The sequence below is a fragment of the Streptomyces sp. NPDC051563 genome (genome assembly GCF_044454225.1).
Classification (GTDB): Bacteria; Actinomycetota; Actinomycetes; order Streptomycetales; family Streptomycetaceae; genus Streptomyces.
In genome coordinates, this window is the sequence record NZ_JBITDL010000013.1 from 182,510 (window position 1) to 201,963 (window position 19,454).

The window sequence follows — 19,454 nt, forward strand, 5'->3', positions numbered from 1 at the left end:
GTGGTCCCGGGCACGTCGCGGGTCCGGGTGAACCCCGGCTGCAGGCGAACCCCCGGTTCCGGGCCCAGGTCTGCCTCCAGGCCAACTGCTGCCCTGTGCCAACTGCTGCCCTGTGCCAGCCCCGGCCCTGTGCCAGCCCCGGCCCCGGGCCCAGCCCCGGCCCCGGGCCCAACCCCGGCCCCGGGCCCAACCCCAGCCGCAGGCCAACCCTGCCCGGGGTCACCCCGGTCAGGCGGCCCCGCACCGCCCCGGACCGTGCCTCGGCGGGTTGCCGTTGCTCGGGGCCGTGCCCCGGGTCGGGGAGGGGCCGGCGGGGGTGGGCTAGTGGGTGAGGGGCCAGCCGAGCATGCGGAAGACGCCCTCGTCGCGGGCGCCGGCCGCGGCGTACGTGGCCAGTGCGGCTTCGTTGTCGGTGTCTACGCCCACCCACATCCCGTAGCAGCCGCGCGACTCCGCCTCGGCGGCGAGCGCCTCGGTCAGGGCCCGGCCGAGGCCGCGCCGGCGGTGGGGCTCGGCCACGGAGAGCTCGTAGAGGCACATTTCGGTGCCCTTGTCGGGGTGGATCATCTCGATGCCGGAGACCATGCCGACGGGGACCCCGTCCGCGTAGGCGATCAGCATCAGATGTCCGGGAGCGGCGAGGAACCGCTCCGACCAGTCCGCACGGGCGGGCCCGTCGAAGAGGGATTCCGCGGCCTGAAGTTCGGTGACGGTACGGGCGGGGCGGATGTCCATGGCGGTGACGATAATGTCCGGATGGCCGGCGAGCAGCTCGATTTCGACGCGGAGTGGCGTGCTGCGCCCGAACCCCTGCGCAGGGCGCTCGCCCTCGCCTACGAGGCCCTTGCCGCCGGAGGCCTGGCGGTCGGATCGGTCCTGACGGACGCCGACGGGAAGCCGGTCGCCGAAGGGCGCAACGAGGCGTACGAGGACGGCCCCGGCTCCGGGCCGCTGCGCGGCACGCCCCTCGCCCACGCCGAGATGAACGCGCTGGGTGCCGCCCGCACGGGCTGGGACCTGGCCACGGCGACGCTGTGGAGCACCCAGGAGCCGTGCTCGATGTGCGCGGCGGCGGCCGAGTTCACCGGCGTGGGGCGGGTCCGGTACCTCGCCCCGGACCCGTGGGCGCTGTCGAGCGGCAACGGCACCGGATCCGAAGCCGAACCGGGCCGGCCGCACTGGCTGCTGGTGGCCAATGCCATGTTCCTGCGGAGTGTGGTGGTGGCCTCGGACGGCTCCGGGGAGCCGCTGATCCTGACCCACCACAGGACCGCGGAACCGGAGACCGCCGCCTTCCACGACAGCCTGCCGCCGGGCCTGCCCACGGCCGCTTCACCGGAGGACTGGCTGCGCCCCCACTGGGCCGCCCTCGCGGAACTCGCGACGGCCCGCGAGCTGCGCACCCGCCCCTGAACCCGGCGCCCGACCCGTCGCGGAACCCGTCGGGCGTCCCCCGCTCAGGGGGCCGTGACCGACACCTGCCTGACCGTGCCGCCGTCCTGCGCTCCCGCGCCGGGGGACGGGGTGCCGTCGGTCCAGGCGTAGACCTCCTTGCCGCGCACCGTGACCTGGTACTGGTGCGCACCGCGGCACTCGGGGCGCTCCTCGGAGCGGGTGCCCGCCGGCCACCACTTGGCCTCCAGCGCCGTCCCCGCGTGCTTGCTCGGCGTGCCCGCCGAGCACTGCGGGCCGTCGAGGGGGGTCGCGCCCAGCGTGAAGCGGATCAGCCGCGCCTTGCCGTCGGTGCGCGCCATTATTCGCACGTCGGTCGCGTCCTTCGGCACCCAGAGCGGCAGCGCCCACGTGGCTTCCCCGCGGCCCTGCTCCCCGCGCGTCGGAGCGTCGGCGGCGGTCGCGAAGCGCATGCCCTTCTCCTTGAACACCCGGTCGTTGATCGTGTCGGTCAGGGGGTTGGGCGGGAGATTGGGCAGCGCGATGGCAGCGGTGGCGAGGACTCCCACGGTGGCGGCGGCGATGACGAGAGGGCGGCGGTTCATGTCTACGAGTATTCGCGGCGCCGGCCGTAGTCCGCGTCCCTCCCGAGGCTGAACCGAATCTCTGCCGGAAGGGTGACATCGACTCATACCTGAGTCCCGGTCCGCACCGCCGGCCGCGGCCCGCCCTCCGCCGCAGGACGGACCCAGGACAGCTGCCGGGCGCCCGCACGCACCACCCCGACACCCGTACCGGCACCCCTCGTTAGACGACCCGTGCCCCACCACCATGCCTCCGCGCTAGCCCCCACGCCCGCCCCCACCCCCGCCCGGACCGGAGCCCGCCTCGCGGTGCTCGTCTCCGGCGCCCTGGCCGCCGTACTGGCCCTCGTACCACCCGCGTTCGCGGCCCCGCGGGCCCCGGCGGTTCCGCAGGACAAGCCGCAGGTGCTGAGCGGCTGGACGCAGCCGGACGCGGCCAGCCAGGGCGCCTGGGCCGCGGCGCGCGAGAACCGGGCCGCGTGGGAGCCGTACGCCTTCGACTGGTCCACGGACTACTGCACCACGTCCCCGGACAACCCCTTCGGATTCCCCTTCCGGACTGCCTGCGCCCGGCACGACTTCGGCTACCGCAACTACAAGGCGGCGGGGGAGTTCCCGGCGGCCAAGCCCCGGCTGGACGAGATGTTCCACGCCGACCTGAAGCGGGTCTGCGCCCGCTACCCGGGCGCCCGCAGGGCCTCGTGCGAGGGCACCGCGTGGACCTACTACCAGGCCGTCAAGGCCTTCGAGTAGCCCTGTGCCCGCGTGCCGCGGATCCGGACTTACGCCACCGCTACGGAAGCCGGATTAAGGTGCCGCTCACCTGCGGAACCTGCACCAAAGCCCTCCACGGGGGAGGGCTTCGGGGTGTGGCGGGAAAGTGCCCCCGGCAGGACTCGAACCTGCGGCCAAGTGCTTAGAAGGCACCTGCTCTATCCACTGAGCTACGGGGGCCGGAAGGTGGCCGTGGTGGCCTGGAGCCCCTGGACGGGGGTGGGGCTGTGGTCCGTGCCGGGTCAAGGATAGGGCTCCGGTTGCCTTGTCCCGGTTGCTTCACCCGCGTGCCACGATGTGGAGGTTCGGTGAAGCGGTCCCGATAATCGCAGGCAGGTGCGATTCGCGCACCGCTTTTGCGCCGTGGCGCCCTGGGTGTTGTGCACTCGTTATGCCTGCGCCCCACTCGTCCGCTGTGTCCGGGATGTGCCGGTGGAGTAGCGCTCGGCGCGCAGAGGACGTATAAGCTTCAAAAATGCTCCTAAATTGGGCATTCTTCGCATGTGGTGACCTTGGATGTTCGGCCTCAGCTGCTCGATGCCCTGTCCGCCCTGCGCGACCGGGTCGCGTCCGTGCGTCTGCCGCTGCCCCTGCCCGGCGCCCCGCGCGCCCGCCAGACCAGAGCGGAGCTGCTCGCGCAGCTCGACGACTACCTCGTACCCCGGCTGAAGGCGCCGGAGGCGCCGCTGCTCGCCGTCGTCGGCGGGTCCACCGGGGCCGGTAAGTCCACCCTCGTCAACTCCCTCGTGGGGCGCCAAGTGAGTGAAGCCGGGGTACTCCGGCCCACCACGCGCACCCCCGTCCTCGTCTGCCATCCGGATGACCACCACTGGTTCGCCGGGGTGCGGGTGCTGCCCGACCTGATGCGGGTCTGGGCGCCCCAGGACGACGAGGACACCCCCCTGTCCCCCCGCAAGACCCCCCACCGGCCGGGCGCCAAGCACGGCCACGGGCACCCGCCCGCCACCCGCGAGGTCCGGATCGAGACCGTCTCCACCCTGCCCCGCGGCCTCGCCATCCTCGACGCCCCCGACATCGACTCCCTCGTGGTCGACAACCGCACGCTCGCCGCGCAGCTCATCTGCGCCGCGGACGTCTGGGTCATGGTCACCACCGCCTCGCGGTACGCCGACGCCGTCCCCTGGCACCTGCTGCGCACCGCCAAGCAGTACAAGGCCACCCTCGTCACAGTCCTCGACCGGGTCCCGCACCAGGTGCTCGCCGAGGTCTCCCGGCAGTACGGGGCCCTGCTCACCCGGGCCGGGCTCGGCGAGGTGCCCCGGTTCACGGTCCCCGAGCTGCCCGAATCGGCCGGCGGGGGCGGGCTGCTGCCCGCCAGCGCCGTGGCCCCGCTGTTCGCCTGGCTCGCGCACCACGCGCAGGACCCGGCCGCCCGCCAGTACGCCGTCGGGCGCACCGCGCTCGGTGCGCTCGACTCCCTCGGGCGCCGGATGCCGGAGCTCGCCTCGGCCGTCGCGGCCCAGCACGCCGCCGCCGTACGGCTGACCTTCGCCGTCGAGGACGCCTACAAGCGGGAGGGCAAGCGGGTCCGGGGCCGCCTCGACCGGGGCGCCGTACTCGCCGGGGACGCACTGACCCGCTGGCGCGGCTACCCCCTCGACACCAGCGCCGACGAGCTGCTCGACTCCCTCGCGGAATCCCTGGCGGCGCTGCTCCAATGCGCCGTCGCCGCCGCCGACGAACGCATCGCGGAGGCCTGGCGGCGCGAGCCCGCCGCGGGCGCGGTGTCCCTGCCCGCCCCCGACCGGGAAGCGGCCGAACGCATCGGCATGGCCGTACGCCGCTGGCGGCGCGTGCTGGAGGAACTCGCCGAGGAAGAGGTCGCGCGGCTCGACAAGCAGCCCGCGCCCGACCCCGACGGGGTCGCCGCCCTGCTGGTCGCGGCCCTGCTCGGCGGCAAGCGGGCCCGGCCGGCCGGGGAGAAGCTCGCCGAGCGGATCGGAGTACAGGCCGCCGTACGCCTGCGCGACCGGGGCGGCGAACTCGTCGCCGAGCACCTCGACCAGGTGCTGCGCGCCGAACGCGACCGCCGCCTCGCCCCGATCGAAGCGCTCGAAGTGAGTCCCGAACCCCAGGCCGAGCTGATCGCCGCGCTGTCCGTACTGCAGAAGGAGAGGTGACGCGGTGACCGCCCTGACCGACCGCACCGACGACCGCTGGGACGACGGACTGATCGCCCGCTCGCGCCCCCGGGCCGGCGAGGACGACTGGCCCGCGAGCGGGGACGAGGAGGGCGACGAAGCACTCGTACGGGCGGTTTCCGGCGCCGGAAGCGACGGAGGCAAGGCCCCCGCGCCCCCGCTCAGCCCCGAGGCGCAGGCGCTGCGCGTCCGCCTCGACGCGCTGCGCCAGCTCATCGGGCTGTCCCGGACCAGGATCCTCGACGGGAAGTCCCTCGCCGAAGCCGGACGCGTACTGGACGAGGCGGCGGCGCGCCGCGGCCTGTCGGCGCAGCACACCGTCGTCGCCATCGCCGGAGCCACCGGAAGCGGCAAGTCCACGCTCTTCAACTCACTCGCCGGAGTGCAGATCTCCGAGACCGGACTGCGCAGGCCCACGACCGCCGCACCCATCGCGTGCAGCTGGTCCGACGGCGCCGCCGGTCTGCTGGACCGCCTAGAGATCCCCGGACGGCTGCGCCGCCGCCCCCGCGAGACCTCCGAGGCCGAGGCGCTGCGCGGCATGGTCCTCGTCGACCTGCCCGACCTGGACTCGGCCGTCGGCGCCCACCGCGACCACGTGGACCGGGTGCTGGCGCTGGTCGACGCCGTGGTGTGGGTGGTGGATCCGGAGAAGTACGCGGACGCCGTCCTGCACGAGCGGTACCTGCGCCCGCTGGCCGGGCACGCCGAGGTGACCTTCGTCGTGCTGAACCAGGTGGACCGGCTGCCGGGAGAATCCGCCGACCTCGTACTGGACGACCTGCGCCGGCTCCTCGACGACGACGGCATCGCACTCGGCGAACACGGCGAACCGGGCGCCACCGTCATCGGGCTTTCCGCCCTCACGGGTGAAGGCGTCGGGGAACTGCGCGAGATGCTCGGACAGTTCACCCAGGAGAAGGGCGCCGCGACCCGCCGCATCTCCGCCGATGTCGACAAGGCCGCGGCCCGCCTGCGCCCGCTCTACGTGGCCGACGGACACGCCGGCCCGGAGATCGGGGAGACCGCGCGCGCCGAGTTCGAGGACCGGCTCGCGGAGGCGGTCGGGGCGTACGCGGCCGGGCTCGCCGCCGAGCGGGCCTGGCGGCGCAATGCCGGAAAGGCCTGCGGCACCCCGTGGCTGCGCCTGTGGCGGTGGTACGAGAGCCGCCGCGCCCCGCGCTCGCTGGGCGGGCTCGCCGCCCTGGCGGCCATGGGACGCTCCACGGCGGCCCCCGAGCAGCCGGTCGAGGAAGAGGTGACGGCCCGCCAGCGGGTGGAACAGGCCGTACGGACCGTCGCCGACGAGGCGGTACTCGGCCTGCCCGACCCCTGGGCGCAGGCCGTACGGGAGACCGCCGTGCGCGGCGCCGAAGGGCTGCCCCAGGCGCTGGACGAGATCGCGGTGACCCTCGGACCGGCGGTCGCGATGCCCAGCGCCCGACCGCCGCGGCCCTCGTGGTGGCCGGCGGCGGTGCTGGCCCAGGCGGCCATGACCCTGCTCCAGATCTACGGCGGGCTGTGGCTGGTCGGACAGATCGCCGGGGTGCTGGAGCCGCGCCTGATGCCGCCGGTCCTGCTGATGGTGGCCGGCATCATCGGCGGACCGCTCGTCGAGTGGGCCTGCTCCATCGGGGCCAGGGGCCCGGCCCGGCGCTACGGGCAGGACGCGGAGCGGCGGCTGCGCGAGGCGGCGGCCGGCTGCGGACGGGCCCGGGTGCTGGAGCCGGTGGCGGCGGAGCTGCTGCGCTACCGGGAGGTCCGCGAGCAGTACGCGACGGTGGCGAAGTTGTCCACAAGCCGTCACTAGTCCACAGCCTCCGGCAGGTTCCGGCCGCCCGGGCCAGCATGGTCCCACCCCGTGCGGATCGTCCGGGCGGGTACGGAGTGCGGGTCGGGGCGGTGCGCGGTCGAGCGCGCCGCCGGACCCCGGGAGGACGGCCGGGATGAACGACACCCAGGTGACGCTGGTGGGCTACGTGGCCACGCAGATCGACTACAAGGAGACGGCGGGCGGTCCGGCGGCCCGGTTCCGCTTCGCGGTCACCCCGAGGTACTACGACCGCAAGAAGGAGACCTGGGCGGACGCGCCCACCAGCTTCTACACGGTGTGGGCCCGGCGCGGGCTCGCCGTCAACCTCGCCGGATCCGTCTCCGTCGGCGAACCGCTCGTGGTCCACGGAAGGCTGCGGGTGCGGGAGGACCCGCCCGACGCCGAGGGCAACCGGTGGTTCTCGGCGAACATCGACGCGACCGCCATCGGCCACGACCTGAACCGCGGCACCGCGGCCTTCCGGCGGGTCGTCAGGACGGACGTGCCGCTGATGGCCCCTCAGAAGGCGGCGGTGGTCTGAGTGTTCGAGGAGGCTAGGATTCCCCGGTACTCACGGGCACCTGGGCCTTCGGCCCGAAGGGGAAGACTGTGTCGATTGCCGTTCCCGCTCCCTCCGCTCCTGCCGCCGCTACGGGCCCTGCTCCTCTCGGCGCTCCTGGCGGCACTCCGGTACCCCCTGTCGCGCGGGCCTGCGGCGCACCAGCCCCGCGCACCACGCCGGCCGCGGCCATACGGGGCTCCGCACGGCGGCAGCTCGCGGTGGCCCTGCTCGCCGCCGCCCTGGCCGGGGCACCTGGCGCGGTGGCGGCCGCCGACACCGGCCCGGCCGCACCCCGGACGCCGGAGGGAGCGAGCGCCGTCCTGGACGGCCTGAAGACGTACGGACAAGCCGTCCTGCACGGGGCGGACGGATCCGTGCGGCAGATCCCGGCCGGGCTGTACGAGATGCGGGTCGACGGCGGCGGCATGCTCCAGACGTACGGAGTCGGCGTCGCGGGAGACGCACAGCCCCAGGCCCACTTCACGGAGACCGGCTGGGCCGGCACGCCGCTCGCCGCGAACGGCGAGGTGGGCCGGATCCGCTGGGTGCTGGAGCACTCCTACCCCCAGTTGAACGATCTGGCCGGGCTCGCCAAGGCGGCCGGAGCCGCCGGACTCACCGCGGAGAGCGCTGCGGCCGGGACCCAGGTGGCCATCTGGCGGCTGGCCGAGGGCGTGTGGGTGGAGGCCGTCGACCCGCAGGCGGAGAAGCTGGCCGACTACCTCCAGCGCGAGGCGCGGCGGCTGCCCGAACCGCCGGCGTCCCTCGCGGTGGATCCCGGTGAGGTGTCGGGGCCGCTGGGCACCCGGATCGGGCCGGTCACCGTGCGGACGGGGGCGCAGAGCGTGAGCGTGACCCCGGACGCGGCGGCCGTGGCGATGGGGGTACGCGTGGTCGACGCCCAGGGCCAGCCGGTCGTCTCCGCGGCCAACGGGGCGAAGCTGTTCTTCGAGGTGCCGGAGGGAACGGCGGACGGCAGCGCCGAGATCACCCTGCGCGGGTCCACCCGGGTGCCCGTCGGCCGGGTCTTCACCAGCGGGGTCCCGGCGCAGGTCCAGATCGTGGCCGGCTCCAGCGAGTCCGCCGCCGTGGCCACGGCGACGGCGACCTGGCCGCGGCTCCCCGAGGCCCGGCAGGCCGAGACCGCGGCAGCGGGCGGGGCGGCCGGCGGGACAGCCGGCGAAGCAGCGGGCGGGGCAGCCGGCGGGGCAGCCGGCGGGGCGATGACGGCGCTCGGAGCCCTGTCGCAGTCCGCCCCGGCCGTCGACCAGGACACCTCGCAGGAGCGGCTGGCCGCCAGCGGCAGCTCGGCGGCCACCCCGGTGATCGCCTCCCTGGCCGTGGGCCTGGTCGTGCTGGGCGGGCTGGTCGTCCTCCTCCTGCGCAAGCGCCCCCTGGAGGACGGTCCCGCCCCGGAACGCGGGACGCACCCGGAGTAGCGGGCTGATTCGGATCCGGGGGTTCGGGTAGAGGCAAGGGATGGCTGATCAACAACTGACGTGGCGGGGCGCGGTCGCACAAGGGGACCGCCGGCTGTTCGACCTGGTGGCCGGACGGCACTGGCCCGGGGCCGACCGGGTGCTGCCGCGCCTCGGCCGGGCCGCGAACCACGGGCTGCTCTGGGGCGGGGCCGCCGCCGGGATCGCCGTCCTCGGTTCGGCCGGGGCCCGCAAGGCGGCCGTGCGCGGGGTCGCGTCGCTGGCCCTGGCCTCCGCGACCATCAACACCGTCGGCAAATGGTCCGTCCGCAGGGCACGCCCGGTGCTGGACGGGGTGCCCGCCACGCGGCAGCTCACCACGCAGCCGCGGACCACCTCCTTCCCCTCCGGGCACGCCGCCTCCGCGTTCGCCTTCACCGCCGGAGTGGCGCTGGAGTCCCCGCTCTGGGGCGCCGCAGTGGCCCCGCTCGCCGCCTCCGTGGCCTTCTCCCGCGTATACACAGGGGTCCACTACCCCTCGGACGTGCTCGCGGGCGCCGCGCTCGGGGTGGCGGCCGGACTCGTCGTGCACCGCCTCACCCGGGACGTCGCGGAGGCCCGGATAGTGCCGGGCGACGAGCGGGCCGCCGCGGGAGCACCCGCCCTGCCCGACGGGGAGGGGCTCACCGTGGTCGTGAACACCGGGTCGGGCACGGCCGCCGCGACCAGGCTCGACGTCCTGCTGCGCGAGCGGCTGCCGAAGGCCGAGCTCGTCGAGTGCGAGGGCCCGGAGCTCGGCGCCGAACTGGCCTCGGCCGCCGAGCGGGCCACCGTCCTCGGGGTGTGCGGCGGCGACGGCACGATCAACGCCGCCGCCACCGCCGCGCTGCGCGCCGGGATCCCCCTCGCGGTGTTCCCCGGCGGCACCCTCAACCACTTCGCCCTCGACCTCGGCCTCGCGGGGATCGAGGACACCTGCCGGGCCGTGGCGGACGGGCACGCCGTCCTCATCGGCGTCGGCCGCTTCACCCCGGGCCCCGGCCCGGACCCCGAGGACACCAGGGCCGGGTACTTCCTGAACAACTTCAGCATCGGCGCCTACCCGGAGCTGCTCGGCCACCGGCTCCGCTGGGCCCCCCGGATCGGCGGCGGCCCCGCCGCCCTGCTGGCGGCGTACCGGGTGCTGCGCGCGGAGCGCCCGGTACGGCTCAAGCTCGCCGGGAAGCCGCGCAACGTCTGGCTGCTCTTCGCGGGCAACGGCACCTACCAGGGCACGGGCCCGGCGCCCCGCTCCCGCAAGAGCCTCGGCGAGGGACTGCTCGATGTCCGCCTGGTCCACGGCGGCGGCCGCCCCGGCCCCCGCCTGCTCGCCGCCGCGTTCGCGGGCCCGCTGAGCCGTTCCCCGGTCCACGTCGCCACCCGGCTGCGCAGCCTGCGCGTCAGCGACATCCCGGCCGGCACCCCGCTCGCCTACGACGGCGAGTACGCCATGGCCCCGACCGCCCTGGTCCTGGACGACCTCCCGGACGCCCTCACGGTCTACCGGCCCCGATGAGCCCCGCCGGGTCCCGTTCGCCGGGGCCCGGCGAACGGGACCCGCTCAGACCATGCCGAGATCGGCCCGCATGGCGCCCCGCATCACGTCCGAGCGCTCCGTGAGCCCGAGCAGCTCGGCGTGTATCTCCTCGAAGGAGCAGCCCGGGCCCGGAGCGCCCTCGGCCAGCCGCATCGTGCGGGCGTACGCCCCCGCCATGCCCCGGGTCATCGAGTCCAGCTCCGCGAGGACGGCGGCGGAGGCGATCATCTGGGCCTCGGCGAAGGCGGCGTGATGGCCTCCCCGGGCCTCCTCCAGCGCGGCCCGTGCGGCCGCGGGCGGCGCCGGGGGATCGTCCTGCGCGTTGTGGACGACCCAGAGGAAGGACATGAGGGCGATCCGGTAGCGCCGGTAGGCCGCGTTCGTCGCCGCGTAGCACTCCCGCCTGCGGTCGCGTTCCACGAGCTGCTGCTCCCGCGCCCATCCCACCTGCGCGACCCGCTGCTCCCGCTCGAACTGCGCCGCCTGCACCCGCGCCAGCATCCGCTGCGAAAGCACCGTCGCCAACAAGGTTCCGGCCACGCCGACCACGGCTGCCCCGAGCGCGATCACTCCGCTGTCCATACGTCCCCCCACCTCGGACGCAGCCCCCCGGCCGCGCCCTCGTCGGCATCATCCTGCCGTGCGGCACAAGGCCTCGGGACCGTTCGGCGGACCCCGTTGCGGTGGCCCCGGGGCCGAACGGGTTTCCCCCCGGGGATGGACGTCAGGCAAGATGGGGTGTATCTGCCCACCCATCGATCTGCCGGACGGTTTCTCTTGGCTGAGTTCATCTACACCATGCGCAAGACGCGCAAGGCGCACGGCGACAAGGTGATTCTTGATGACGTCACCCTGAACTTCCTGCCCGGCGCGAAGATCGGTGTGGTCGGCCCGAACGGCGCCGGTAAGTCCACCGTCCTCAAGATCATGGCGGGGCTGGAGCAGCCGTCCAACGGCGAGGCCTACCTGTCTCCCGGCTTCACCGTCGGCATCCTCATGCAGGAGCCCAAGCTCGACGAGTCGAAGACGGTCCTGGAGAACGTCCAGGACGGCGCCGCGGACATCATGGCGAAGCTGAAGCGCTTCAACGAGGTCGCCGAGGAAATGGCGACCGACTACACCGACGCGCTGCTGGACGAGATGGGCAAGCTCCAGGAAGTCCTGGACCACGCCAACGCCTGGGACCTCGACGCGCAGCTGGAGCAGGCCATGGATGCCCTGGGCTGCCCGCCCGGCGACTGGCCCGTCACCAACCTCTCCGGTGGCGAGAAGCGCCGCGTCGCGCTCTGCAAGCTGCTGATCGAGGCCCCGGACCTGCTCCTCCTCGACGAGCCCACCAACCACCTCGACGCCGAGTCGGTGAACTGGCTGGAGCAGCACCTTTCGCAGTACAAGGGTGCCGTCGTCGCCGTCACCCACGACCGTTACTTCCTGAACAACGTCGCCGAGTGGATCCTCGAGCTCGACCGCGGCCGTGCCCACCCGTACGAGGGCAACTACTCCACCTACCTGGAGAAGAAGGCCACCCGTCTCAAGGTCGAGGGCCGCAAGGACGAGAAGCGCCAGAAGCGCCTCAAGGAAGAACTCGAGTGGGTGCGGTCGAACGCCAAGGGGCGCCAGACCAAGTCCAAGGCCCGCCTCGCCCGCTACGAGGAGATGGCCGCCGAGGCGGACAAGATGCGGAAGCTGGACTTCGAGGAGATCCAGATCCCGCCGGGCCCGCGTCTGGGCTCGATCGTGGTCGAGGTCAACAACCTCAACAAGGCGTTCGGCGACAAGGTCCTGGTCGACGACCTGTCCTTCACGCTGCCGCGCAACGGCATCGTGGGCATCATCGGCCCGAACGGCGCCGGCAAGACCACGCTCTTCAAGATGCTCCTGGGTCTGGAGGCGCCGGACTCCGGCTCCGTCAAGATCGGCGAGACCGTCAAGATCTCGTACGTCGACCAGAGCCGCGCCAACATCGACCCGAAGAAGTCGCTGTGGGCCGTCGTGTCGGACGAGCTGGACTACATCAACGTGGGCCAGGTCGAGATGCCCTCCCGCGCGTACGTCAGCGCCTTCGGCTTCAAGGGTCCGGACCAGCAGAAGGCCGCCGGCATCCTCTCCGGTGGTGAGCGCAACCGCCTGAACCTGGCGCTGACGCTCAAGGAGGGCGGCAACCTGCTGCTCCTTGACGAGCCCACCAACGACCTCGACGTCGAGACCCTGTCCTCGCTCGAGAACGCGCTCCTCGAATTCCCCGGTGCGGCCGTGGTCATCTCCCACGACCGCTGGTTCCTGGACCGGGTCGCCACGCACATCCTGGCGTACGAGGGCGAGTCCAAGTGGTACTGGTTCGAGGGCAACTTCGAGTCGTACGAGAAGAACAAGGTCGAGCGGCTCGGCGCGGACGCCACCCGTCCGCACCGCGCGACCTACAAGAAGCTCACCCGAGGCTGAGGGCCGAGGACACGGGCCATGGCCAGACACCACTACCGATGCCCCCTCCGCTGGGCGGACATGGATGCCTTCGGGCACGTCAACAACGTCGTCTTCCTCCGCTATCTGGAGGAGGCGCGGATCGACTTCATGTTCCGCCTCGCGCCGGGGGAGGGCAGTGAGTCCTTCACGGGCGGTTCCGTCGTGGCCCGTCACGAGATCGACTACAAGCTGCCCCTCGTGCACCGGCACGAGCCGGTGCTCATCGAGTCCTGGGTGACCCGGATAGGCGCCGCGTCCCTGACCATCCGCTACGAGGTCAAGGACGAGGCGACCGCGGACGCGCCCGAGACGGTCTACGTGCGCGCCGAGACGGTGGTCGTGCCCTACAACCTCGCCGAGGGGCGGCCCCGCCGCATCACGGCCGAGGAGAAGCTCTTCCTCCAGGAGTACCTGGACGAGCCGAAGGCACAGCCGAAGCCCGGCGCTCCCGCCGGGGGCATCGCGGCATGAACGAGCAGCTGCACTTCGCCGACTCCGGGGAGGCGGCGGACCTCGCCGCCTTCCTGGGCCGGCTGGTGCACTACGACCGCGCCGCCGCCGTCCGCCTGCAGGCGCAGGCCGGCGGCGGCGCGCTCGCCGTTTTCGGGCGGCCGCCGTCCTTCGACGTCCTGGCCGTCCGCACGGTGCGGCTCGCCGCGCCCGTATCCGCCCCGCTGGACCTGACCGTCTCGGCCGGGGAGCTGCTGGAATCCGTCGACGAGGGCGAGCGGGCCGGGGCCGTGGTCCCCGCGGCCGTCACCGGACCGCCCTGGGCGGGCGTGCTCCCGCCCCGCGGCGGCTGGGCCCCGGTGGCCGGGCTGCCCGGCCCCGAGGCGATGGCCAAGGCCCTGGCGGCCTCCGTCGCCGAGTTCCGGGCCCGCGACGGGGCCCTGCCCCCGCAGCACCGGACCCGCTCCGAGCGCGACCGCATCGGCCGCGAGATCTGGTCCCGCACGCTGGGGGACACCGAACTCCCGCTGCGCGCCGTGCACGCCGCGCAGTCCCTGGGCTTCCTGCGGCCCGTACGGTCCACCGTGCCCGCCGCGCCGGCCGCGCCCGGGGCCCCCGGTCCGGTGGCCCTGTTCGCCTCCGGGGGCTGGCTGCGGCTGCGCACCCCGTACGGGTCCGTGGCCACGCGCCGGCCCGGCGGTCTCGGCACCCTGCTCGTCCGCCCGGTCTAGGCGGCCGTCCCCGTACGGACCCCCGCGCGGGTTTCCGTACGGGACCCCGTACCGGCTAGCCCGCGGTGTTGATCATCGAGGCGGCGGCGTACGTCAGGTACCGCCACAGCTGCGCCTCGTGCTCCGGCGCGAGGCCGAGCTCGTCCACCGCCACCCGCATGTGGGCCAGCCACGCGTCGTGCGCGGCGGCGTCCACCTGGAACGGTGCGTGCCGCATCCGCAGGCGCGGGTGGCCGCGGTTCTCGCTGTAGGTGTTCGGGCCGCCCCAGTACTGCATCAGGAACAGCGCGAACCGCTCCTCGGCGGGACCGAGGTCCCCCTCCGGGTACATCGGGCGCAGCAGCGGGTCCTCGGCGACCCCCTGGTAGAAGCGGTGGACCAGACGGCGGAAGGTGTCCTCGCCGCCCACCAGTTCGTAGAAGGTCTGCTCCTGGACCGTGCCCCGCGGAATCTCATTCACCCGACCATCGTCTCAGACGCCCGGACGGAGGACCCCAGTCCTAGGACCCCCCGACCGGCTCCCGGCCCGGCTCCCCGCCCCGTACCGCGGTCGCACCCGGGCGGCGTCCGCAGGACAGTGGAGGCATGGGCGCACACGCCGAGGTACGCGGCGTGCGGGAGACCGCGCACGCCGCCCAGGTACGGGAGCTGACCGCAGCCGGGGCGCTGGAGGATCCGCGCTGGCGGGCGGCCTTCACCGCCGTGCCCCGGCACGTGTTCGTCCCGTACTTCTACACCGGCCGCGGCGCCGGCCACGAGCGGCTCTGGGCCGAGGACCCCGACCCGGAACTGCGGGCCCGCTGGCTGCGCGGGGTCTACACCGACGCCCCGCTGGCCACCCGGCTGCGCGACGGCGAGCTGGTCTCCTCCAGCAGCCAGCCCTCGCTGATGGCGAGGATGCTGGAGGCCCTCGACGTGCGCGACGGGGACAGGGTCCTGGAGATCGGTGCGGGCACCGGCTACAACGCGGCCCTGCTGTGCCACCGGCTCGGCGACGGGCTGGTCACCACCGTGGACCTGGACGAGGAGATCACCGAGTCGGCGCGCGCGCACCTGGACCGGCTCGGCTACCACCCGGCCGTCGTCACCGGCGACGGGGCGCGCGGCTGCCCCGCCCGCGCCCCCTTCGACCGGATCCTGGTGACCTGCACGATTCCGCTGATCCCGCCCGCCTGGCCGGGGCAGTGCCGCCCCGGGGCCCGGATCCTGGCCCCGCTGTCGACCGGGCTGATCGCGCTCACCGTGCGGGACGCCGCCTTCGCCGAGGGCCGCTTCCTGCACACCCCGGCCTACTTCGTGCCGCTGCGCGGGGCCACGGCCGCGCCGCCGGGCACGTACGGGATGCCGCAGGGGATCCCGTACGAGCTGGTGGAGAACGAGCGCTTCCAGTTCATGCTCGTGCTCACCTCGGGCGCACTGCACCCGAGGGAGGCGCTGGACCTGTGGCGGCGCGAGGACCGGCCGGCGCGCGAGCGCTTCGGGGTGACGGTCGGCGAGGCCGGGCAGTGGTCCTGGCTCGACGATCCGCAGGGCCCCTACGTGTGGCCCCTGGGGGAGACCACCGGTCCATAGGTCGGCTATCGACATATGTCGGCTGCCGAGCTATCGTGCGGGTGTGAACGATCAAGCTCTTCGGGAGCCGACCCTGCTGATCCTCACGGCGATCGCCGATGCCCCGCGGCACGGCTACGCGATCGCCCAGGAGGTCGAGAAGATTTCGGAAGGCCGCACCAAGATGCGCACCGGAACCCTCTACGGAGCCCTGGAGCGGCTCCTGGAACAAGAACTCATCGCCGTCCACGAGGAAGAGGTGGTCGACGGACGCAGGCGGCGCAGCTACGCGCTCGCCCCGCGCGGACGGGAGGTCCTGACCGCCGAGGCGGCCCGGCTGGCGCGCACCGCCCAGGAGGCCACCCGGCGGCTGGGGCTCGGCGGGGCCGCGGCCTCCCCGGGCGCCGCCTTCCGCATCGGCGCCACGGCGGTGGGCACGTGAGCGCGCTGCTGCTGAAGCTGTATCCCGCCGCCTACCGGCGCGAGTTCGGCGACGAGATCGCCGAGGCGTACCGGGAGGCCACGCGGGGAGCGGGGGCTCCCGCCCGGGTACGCGAAGGCGCCGACGTGGCCGGACACGCCCTGCGCATGCGGCTCGGGCTGGGCTCCGCGGGACGGCCCGGCCGGCTCCTGGCGGCGCTGGCGCCCTTCGCCCTGGCCGCCGTGGGGGCCGCCTCGTTGAGCTGGGCCGGAGTGATGCGCCACGTCTTCTTCCTCGCGGGCTGGGACGAGATCGGCACGGGCTTCGTGACGGTGGTCGCCGCCTACCTGGTCGTGGTGTCCGGCGTGTTCCTCGCGCTGGCCGGCCGCTGGTCGGCGGGCTGCTGGACCGTGCTGGCGGGCGTCGGGGCGGTGCTCGCGGCCGGTACGGTCCGGATGGGCATCGGCACCTTCGCGACGCTGGGGATCTCCACCGTGCCGATGCTCGTCCTGGCCCTGGTGGCGGTGGCGTGTCCGCCGGACCTGCGGCCCGCTCCCCGGGTCCGCACGCGGGCCGGGGTGCTCGCGGTGATGGCGTGGACGCTGGTGATGACGAGCGCCGTGATGCTGGTGCCGCTGGTGTACCCGTTCACCCAGCTGCGCTTCGCCGTACCCGCGGTGGCCGGACTGCTGCTGGCCGGCCGCCCTGCGTTCGCCCGGCTGCGCACCGCGCCGGCCGTCCTGCTGGCGGGACTGCCGTTCCTGTACTTCGGCGGCACGCCCGGGACGCTGCTCCCGCTCGGCCTTGCCGCTCTGCTGGTCCTGCTGGTGGTTGCCGCCGCGGTGGTGAGCGTGCGGCGCCGGCGGAGCGCGCGGGATCCGCTGGTCGGCGGCTGAGCACTCCGGACGCGGCGGAGCCCTCCGGTCACACCGGAGGGCTCCACCGCGTTCAGGACCGGGGGCCGCGCGCGGTCAGCCGCGCCGGACGGTGATCGTGGTCCAGGCGCCTACGTGGACGCGGTCCCCGTCGGCGAGCGGAACCGGCACGTAGGGCTGGATCGACTCCTCGCCGCCGTTGATCGTGGTGCCGTTGGTGGAGTTCTGGTCCACCACGGCCCAGCTGCCGTCGGGCTGCTGGACGAGCACCGCGTGCTGGTGCGAGACGCCCGGGTCCTCCGGGGGCACCGACAGGTCGATGTCCGGAGCCTCGCCCGTCGAGGCGCGGCGGCGGCCGATGGTGATCTGGCCGCCGGCCAGCGGCAGGTGCTGCTCGGGGGAGTACGCGGGCAGGTCCAGCCCGGCCGCCTCCGGGCCGCTGCGCTGCATCATCGCCATGAAGTACGTGCGGTCGGGACCGATGGTCGCGGTCCAGGCCCCGCCGGCCTGGGGCTGATAGGGCTGCTGCTGGTAGGGCGGCGCCTGATGCTGCTGGTGGTGGTGCGGGGGCGGCTGGTACTGCCCGGTCCGGGAAGGCGGCTGCTGCTGCTGGTACGGCGGCGGTGGAGCCTGCTGCGCCTGCGCCTGCTGCTGATGTGCCTGCGGCTGCTGGTGCTGCTGCGGCTGGTGAGGCTGCTGGTGCTGCGGGGGCTGCTGCTGGTGCTGCGGCTGCTGGTGCTGCGGGGGCGGCGGCTGCTGCTGGTACGGGGGCTGCTGGAAGTCCTGGCGCGCCGGAGGCGGCAGCATCCAGTCGTCCTCGCGCTGCAGCGGCTCGGCCGGGCGGTTGACCCGGGAGGGCCGCGAGCCCTGGTAGTCGAAGTGGTCCTGGGAGTACGCCGGCGGGGCCGCGGGCGCGCCCGGGGAGGACGGCTGCGGCGGCGGGGGCATCTCCGGGGAGAGCGGCGTGTAGGAGGTCGCCGTACGGGTCAGGAAGTTGTACCGGCACTCCTCGCAGAACGGGGCCATGGCCTCGCGCGGGGTCCGGCACTGCGGGCAGAGCTCGGCCTGCGCCGTGGGCTCGCCGGTCGGAGGGTAGCCGTAGCCGTAGGAGGGCGCCCCGGGGGTGCCCGTGGGGGCAGCCATGCGGTGGCCGCAGACCTCGCACCAGTCGTCGGAGGCGGACTGGTGCCCGTTCGGGCAGGTCGGCATCGCGGCGCTTCCTCCTTCTTCCTGCGTCAACGAGGCAGGGTCTTCTTCCGCAGCTTGCTTCTGCAGATTCTTCTTCGCGTCCGGTTCACGTCTGATCAGGTCACGATCAGAGCGTCAGGCTTCACGTCAAGATTTTCGCACTCGAACGGTTTGAGTGGAACGCGTTTCTAGTGTCATCTCGTCCGCGTCGGCGACCTTTGCCTTCAGGCGCACAGTACCCGCCGCCGCATCGACGACATCCACCACCTTCGCGAGCAGCTTGGCGGTGTCGGCGTTGCCCGAGGAACTCGCCAGCTGCACGGCCCGGCCGAGCTTGGCCGTGGCCCCTCCGACGTCCCCCAGTTTGCGCGCCTCCAGCCCCTGCTGGATGGCCTGGGCGAGCTCCGCCTGCCCGGTGTAGTGGGCCACCTGGGGGTTGATGGCGGTGGACGCGGCGAGGTCGTCCGTCCAGACGGCGCGGACCAACCCCTGGGCGAGAACGGCCGGTTCCTCGCCGGGAGCCCCCGGCATCAGGAGGGCGGCGCGGGCGGCGAGCATCTCCTGGCCGACGGACGCACCCGGGACCCGTACGCACACGTGGTACTCACGGGACTCGTCGCCCCAGGAACCCGTCGGGTAGTCCCCGGCGCGCGGGGACGCCTCCGTGCGGCGGCCGGTCAGGTCCTGCACGGCGGGAGCGACCTGCTTGACGTACAGGATCTCCGCGCCCACCGGCGTCCACAGGCGCAGTGAGACGTCCGCCACTTCCTTGCCCATGACCTTCTCCATCATGTGCGTGAAGTCGGCGGTCAGCCGGGCCGGATCGGCCACGATGTCGGCCGTGCCGAGCAGCGCGCTCGCGATGCCGGTGACCTCCTTGACCTCCCAGTCGGTGCCCACGCCGCGGGCGTCACAGGTGAAACGGCCCGCGCAGGCGTCGAGCGTCGCGCGGAGCACCGCCGGGTCCTCGTGCTCGTTGCGGCCGTCGGTGAGCAGGATCCCGTGCCGGATCGCCGCGGTGGACCCGCGCAGCAGGCCGTCGGCGAGGCGCAGCCAGGTGCCGATGGCGGTGCCGCCGCCGGAGGAGAGGCCGCGCAGGGCCTCCTTGGCCTGGGCGCGGGTGGTGGCGTCGGCGATGGCCAGCTGCCCCCGGCGGGGGAACACCTCCTTGGCCACGTGCGTACCGGCGATCACGGCGAAGGCCGTGCCGTCGCGGAGCGTGTCGACGGCGGCGGCGGTCGCCTCGCGGGCGCCGCGCATCTTGTCGGGCGGGTACTCCATCGAGCCGGAACAGTCGACCATGATCACCACGGCGGCGCCGCCCGGGGCGACGGCCGTCCGGGTGGCCGTGGCTCCGCCCGTGGAGGTGACCGTGACGATGGCGTGGACGTCGCGGGCGCCCTCGGAGAGGAACTCGTTCTGGTACACCTCCACGCTGAAGCGCGGGGCGCTCGGCTTGGCGAAGTTCGCCATCGGTCGCTCCTCCTCGGATAC

Annotated in this window: 19 protein-coding genes and 1 tRNA gene; 13 read left to right on the forward strand and 7 right to left on the reverse strand. The window is 73.9% G+C overall.

Annotated elements, in window-relative coordinates:
* Positions 1 to 321 precede the first annotated feature (321 nt).
* The gene (locus tag ACIA8F_RS17710) at positions 322 to 735 is read right to left on the reverse strand and encodes a GNAT family N-acetyltransferase (RefSeq protein ID WP_399379719.1); all 414 of its coding nucleotides are present in this window, start codon (positions 733 to 735) and stop codon (positions 322 to 324) included.
* Between the two features lie 21 nt (positions 736 to 756).
* Between ACIA8F_RS17710 and ACIA8F_RS17715 the strand changes: the two genes are divergently transcribed.
* Positions 757 to 1,413 carry a nucleoside deaminase gene (locus ACIA8F_RS17715; protein ID WP_399379720.1) on the forward strand — a complete coding sequence of 219 codons (657 nt, stop codon included), beginning with the start codon at positions 757 to 759 and terminating at the stop codon, positions 1,411 to 1,413.
* A 44-nt stretch (positions 1,414 to 1,457) separates the two neighbouring features.
* On the opposite strand, the gene ACIA8F_RS17720 is transcribed toward ACIA8F_RS17715, so the two are convergent.
* Positions 1,458 to 1,997: a hypothetical protein gene (locus ACIA8F_RS17720; protein ID WP_399379722.1), complete on the reverse strand. Its 540-nt coding sequence runs from the start codon at positions 1,995 to 1,997 to the stop codon at positions 1,458 to 1,460.
* Between the two features lie 288 nt (positions 1,998 to 2,285).
* Between ACIA8F_RS17720 and ACIA8F_RS17725 the strand changes: the two genes are divergently transcribed.
* The gene (locus tag ACIA8F_RS17725) at positions 2,286 to 2,729 is read left to right on the forward strand and encodes a phospholipase (protein WP_399379782.1); all 444 of its coding nucleotides are present in this window, start codon (positions 2,286 to 2,288) and stop codon (positions 2,727 to 2,729) included.
* Positions 2,730 to 2,857: 128 nt separating this feature from the next.
* On the opposite strand, the gene ACIA8F_RS17730 is transcribed toward ACIA8F_RS17725, so the two are convergent.
* Positions 2,858 to 2,930, reverse strand: a tRNA-Arg gene (locus ACIA8F_RS17730).
* A 332-nt stretch (positions 2,931 to 3,262) separates the two neighbouring features.
* Between ACIA8F_RS17730 and ACIA8F_RS17735 the strand changes: the two genes are divergently transcribed.
* The 5 genes from ACIA8F_RS17735 to ACIA8F_RS17755 all read left to right on the forward strand — a co-directional run bounded on the left by ACIA8F_RS17735 (position 3,263) and on the right by ACIA8F_RS17755 (position 10,260).
* Positions 3,263 to 4,891 carry a dynamin family protein gene (locus ACIA8F_RS17735; protein WP_399379724.1) on the forward strand — a complete coding sequence of 543 codons (1,629 nt, stop codon included), beginning with the start codon at positions 3,263 to 3,265 and terminating at the stop codon, positions 4,889 to 4,891.
* A gap of 4 nt (positions 4,892 to 4,895) precedes the next feature.
* Positions 4,896 to 6,722 carry a GTPase gene (locus tag ACIA8F_RS17740; RefSeq protein ID WP_399379725.1) on the forward strand — a complete coding sequence of 609 codons (1,827 nt, stop codon included), beginning with the start codon at positions 4,896 to 4,898 and terminating at the stop codon, positions 6,720 to 6,722.
* A 136-nt stretch (positions 6,723 to 6,858) separates the two neighbouring features.
* On the forward strand, positions 6,859 to 7,266 hold the full coding sequence (locus tag ACIA8F_RS17745; RefSeq protein WP_399379726.1) for a single-stranded DNA-binding protein: 408 nt from the start codon (positions 6,859 to 6,861) through the stop codon (positions 7,264 to 7,266).
* A 239-nt stretch (positions 7,267 to 7,505) separates the two neighbouring features.
* Entirely contained in the window at positions 7,506 to 8,726 is a 1,221-nt protein-coding gene (locus ACIA8F_RS17750) for a thioester domain-containing protein (protein ID WP_399379727.1), read from the forward strand.
* 40 nt (positions 8,727 to 8,766) lie between these two features.
* Positions 8,767 to 10,260, forward strand: a complete 1,494-nt coding sequence (locus tag ACIA8F_RS17755; RefSeq protein WP_399379728.1) for a bifunctional phosphatase PAP2/diacylglycerol kinase family protein — start codon at positions 8,767 to 8,769, stop codon at positions 10,258 to 10,260.
* Between the two features lie 45 nt (positions 10,261 to 10,305).
* On the opposite strand, the gene ACIA8F_RS17760 is transcribed toward ACIA8F_RS17755, so the two are convergent.
* A complete protein-coding gene (locus tag ACIA8F_RS17760; RefSeq protein WP_399379730.1) occupies positions 10,306 to 10,863 on the reverse strand; it encodes a hypothetical protein in 558 nt (185 codons plus the stop codon).
* Between the two features lie 195 nt (positions 10,864 to 11,058).
* On the opposite strand from ACIA8F_RS17760, the gene ettA reads away from it, so the two are divergent.
* The 3 genes from ettA to ACIA8F_RS17775 are packed head-to-tail and all read left to right on the forward strand — an operon-like array spanning position 11,059 to position 13,925.
* The gene (ettA, locus tag ACIA8F_RS17765) at positions 11,059 to 12,723 is read left to right on the forward strand and encodes an energy-dependent translational throttle protein EttA (RefSeq protein ID WP_351591681.1); all 1,665 of its coding nucleotides are present in this window, start codon (positions 11,059 to 11,061) and stop codon (positions 12,721 to 12,723) included.
* An 18-nt stretch (positions 12,724 to 12,741) separates the two neighbouring features.
* Complete coding sequence (locus ACIA8F_RS17770) at positions 12,742 to 13,215, forward strand: acyl-CoA thioesterase (RefSeq protein ID WP_399379731.1); 474 nt, start codon at positions 12,742 to 12,744, stop codon at positions 13,213 to 13,215.
* Positions 13,212 to 13,925 carry a hypothetical protein gene (locus tag ACIA8F_RS17775; protein ID WP_399379732.1) on the forward strand — a complete coding sequence of 238 codons (714 nt, stop codon included), beginning with the start codon at positions 13,212 to 13,214 and terminating at the stop codon, positions 13,923 to 13,925. The genes ACIA8F_RS17770 and ACIA8F_RS17775 overlap by 4 nt, the downstream gene beginning before the upstream one ends.
* A 55-nt stretch (positions 13,926 to 13,980) precedes the next feature.
* Here ACIA8F_RS17775 and ACIA8F_RS17780 read toward each other — a convergent pair whose 3' ends face one another.
* The gene (locus ACIA8F_RS17780) at positions 13,981 to 14,385 is read right to left on the reverse strand and encodes a globin (protein ID WP_399379734.1); all 405 of its coding nucleotides are present in this window, start codon (positions 14,383 to 14,385) and stop codon (positions 13,981 to 13,983) included.
* A gap of 125 nt (positions 14,386 to 14,510) precedes the next feature.
* Here ACIA8F_RS17780 and ACIA8F_RS17785 point away from each other — a divergent pair, with 125 nt between their 5' ends.
* Genes ACIA8F_RS17785 through ACIA8F_RS17795 form a run of 3 tightly spaced genes read left to right on the forward strand, consistent with a single transcriptional unit; the run spans position 14,511 to position 16,793 of the window.
* Positions 14,511 to 15,497: a methyltransferase domain-containing protein gene (locus ACIA8F_RS17785; RefSeq protein ID WP_399379736.1), complete on the forward strand. Its 987-nt coding sequence runs from the start codon at positions 14,511 to 14,513 to the stop codon at positions 15,495 to 15,497.
* 43 nt (positions 15,498 to 15,540) lie between these two features.
* Positions 15,541 to 15,918, forward strand: coding sequence for a PadR family transcriptional regulator (locus ACIA8F_RS17790; RefSeq protein WP_399379738.1), 378 nt, complete (start codon positions 15,541 to 15,543; stop codon positions 15,916 to 15,918).
* Entirely contained in the window at positions 15,915 to 16,793 is an 879-nt protein-coding gene (locus ACIA8F_RS17795) for a hypothetical protein (protein WP_399379739.1), read from the forward strand. Before ACIA8F_RS17790 ends, ACIA8F_RS17795 begins: the two co-directional genes overlap by 4 nt.
* A 75-nt stretch (positions 16,794 to 16,868) precedes the next feature.
* Here the strand turns inward: ACIA8F_RS17795 and ACIA8F_RS17800 are convergent, their stop codons facing one another.
* Together ACIA8F_RS17800 and ACIA8F_RS17805 are read right to left on the reverse strand one after the other, a co-directional pair.
* Positions 16,869 to 17,981, reverse strand: a complete 1,113-nt coding sequence (locus ACIA8F_RS17800; protein WP_399379741.1) for an FHA domain-containing protein — start codon at positions 17,979 to 17,981, stop codon at positions 16,869 to 16,871.
* 126 nt (positions 17,982 to 18,107) lie between these two features.
* Positions 18,108 to 19,433, reverse strand: coding sequence for a VWA domain-containing protein (locus ACIA8F_RS17805; protein ID WP_399379743.1), 1,326 nt, complete (start codon positions 19,431 to 19,433; stop codon positions 18,108 to 18,110).
* Positions 19,434 to 19,454: the final 21 nt, after the last annotated feature.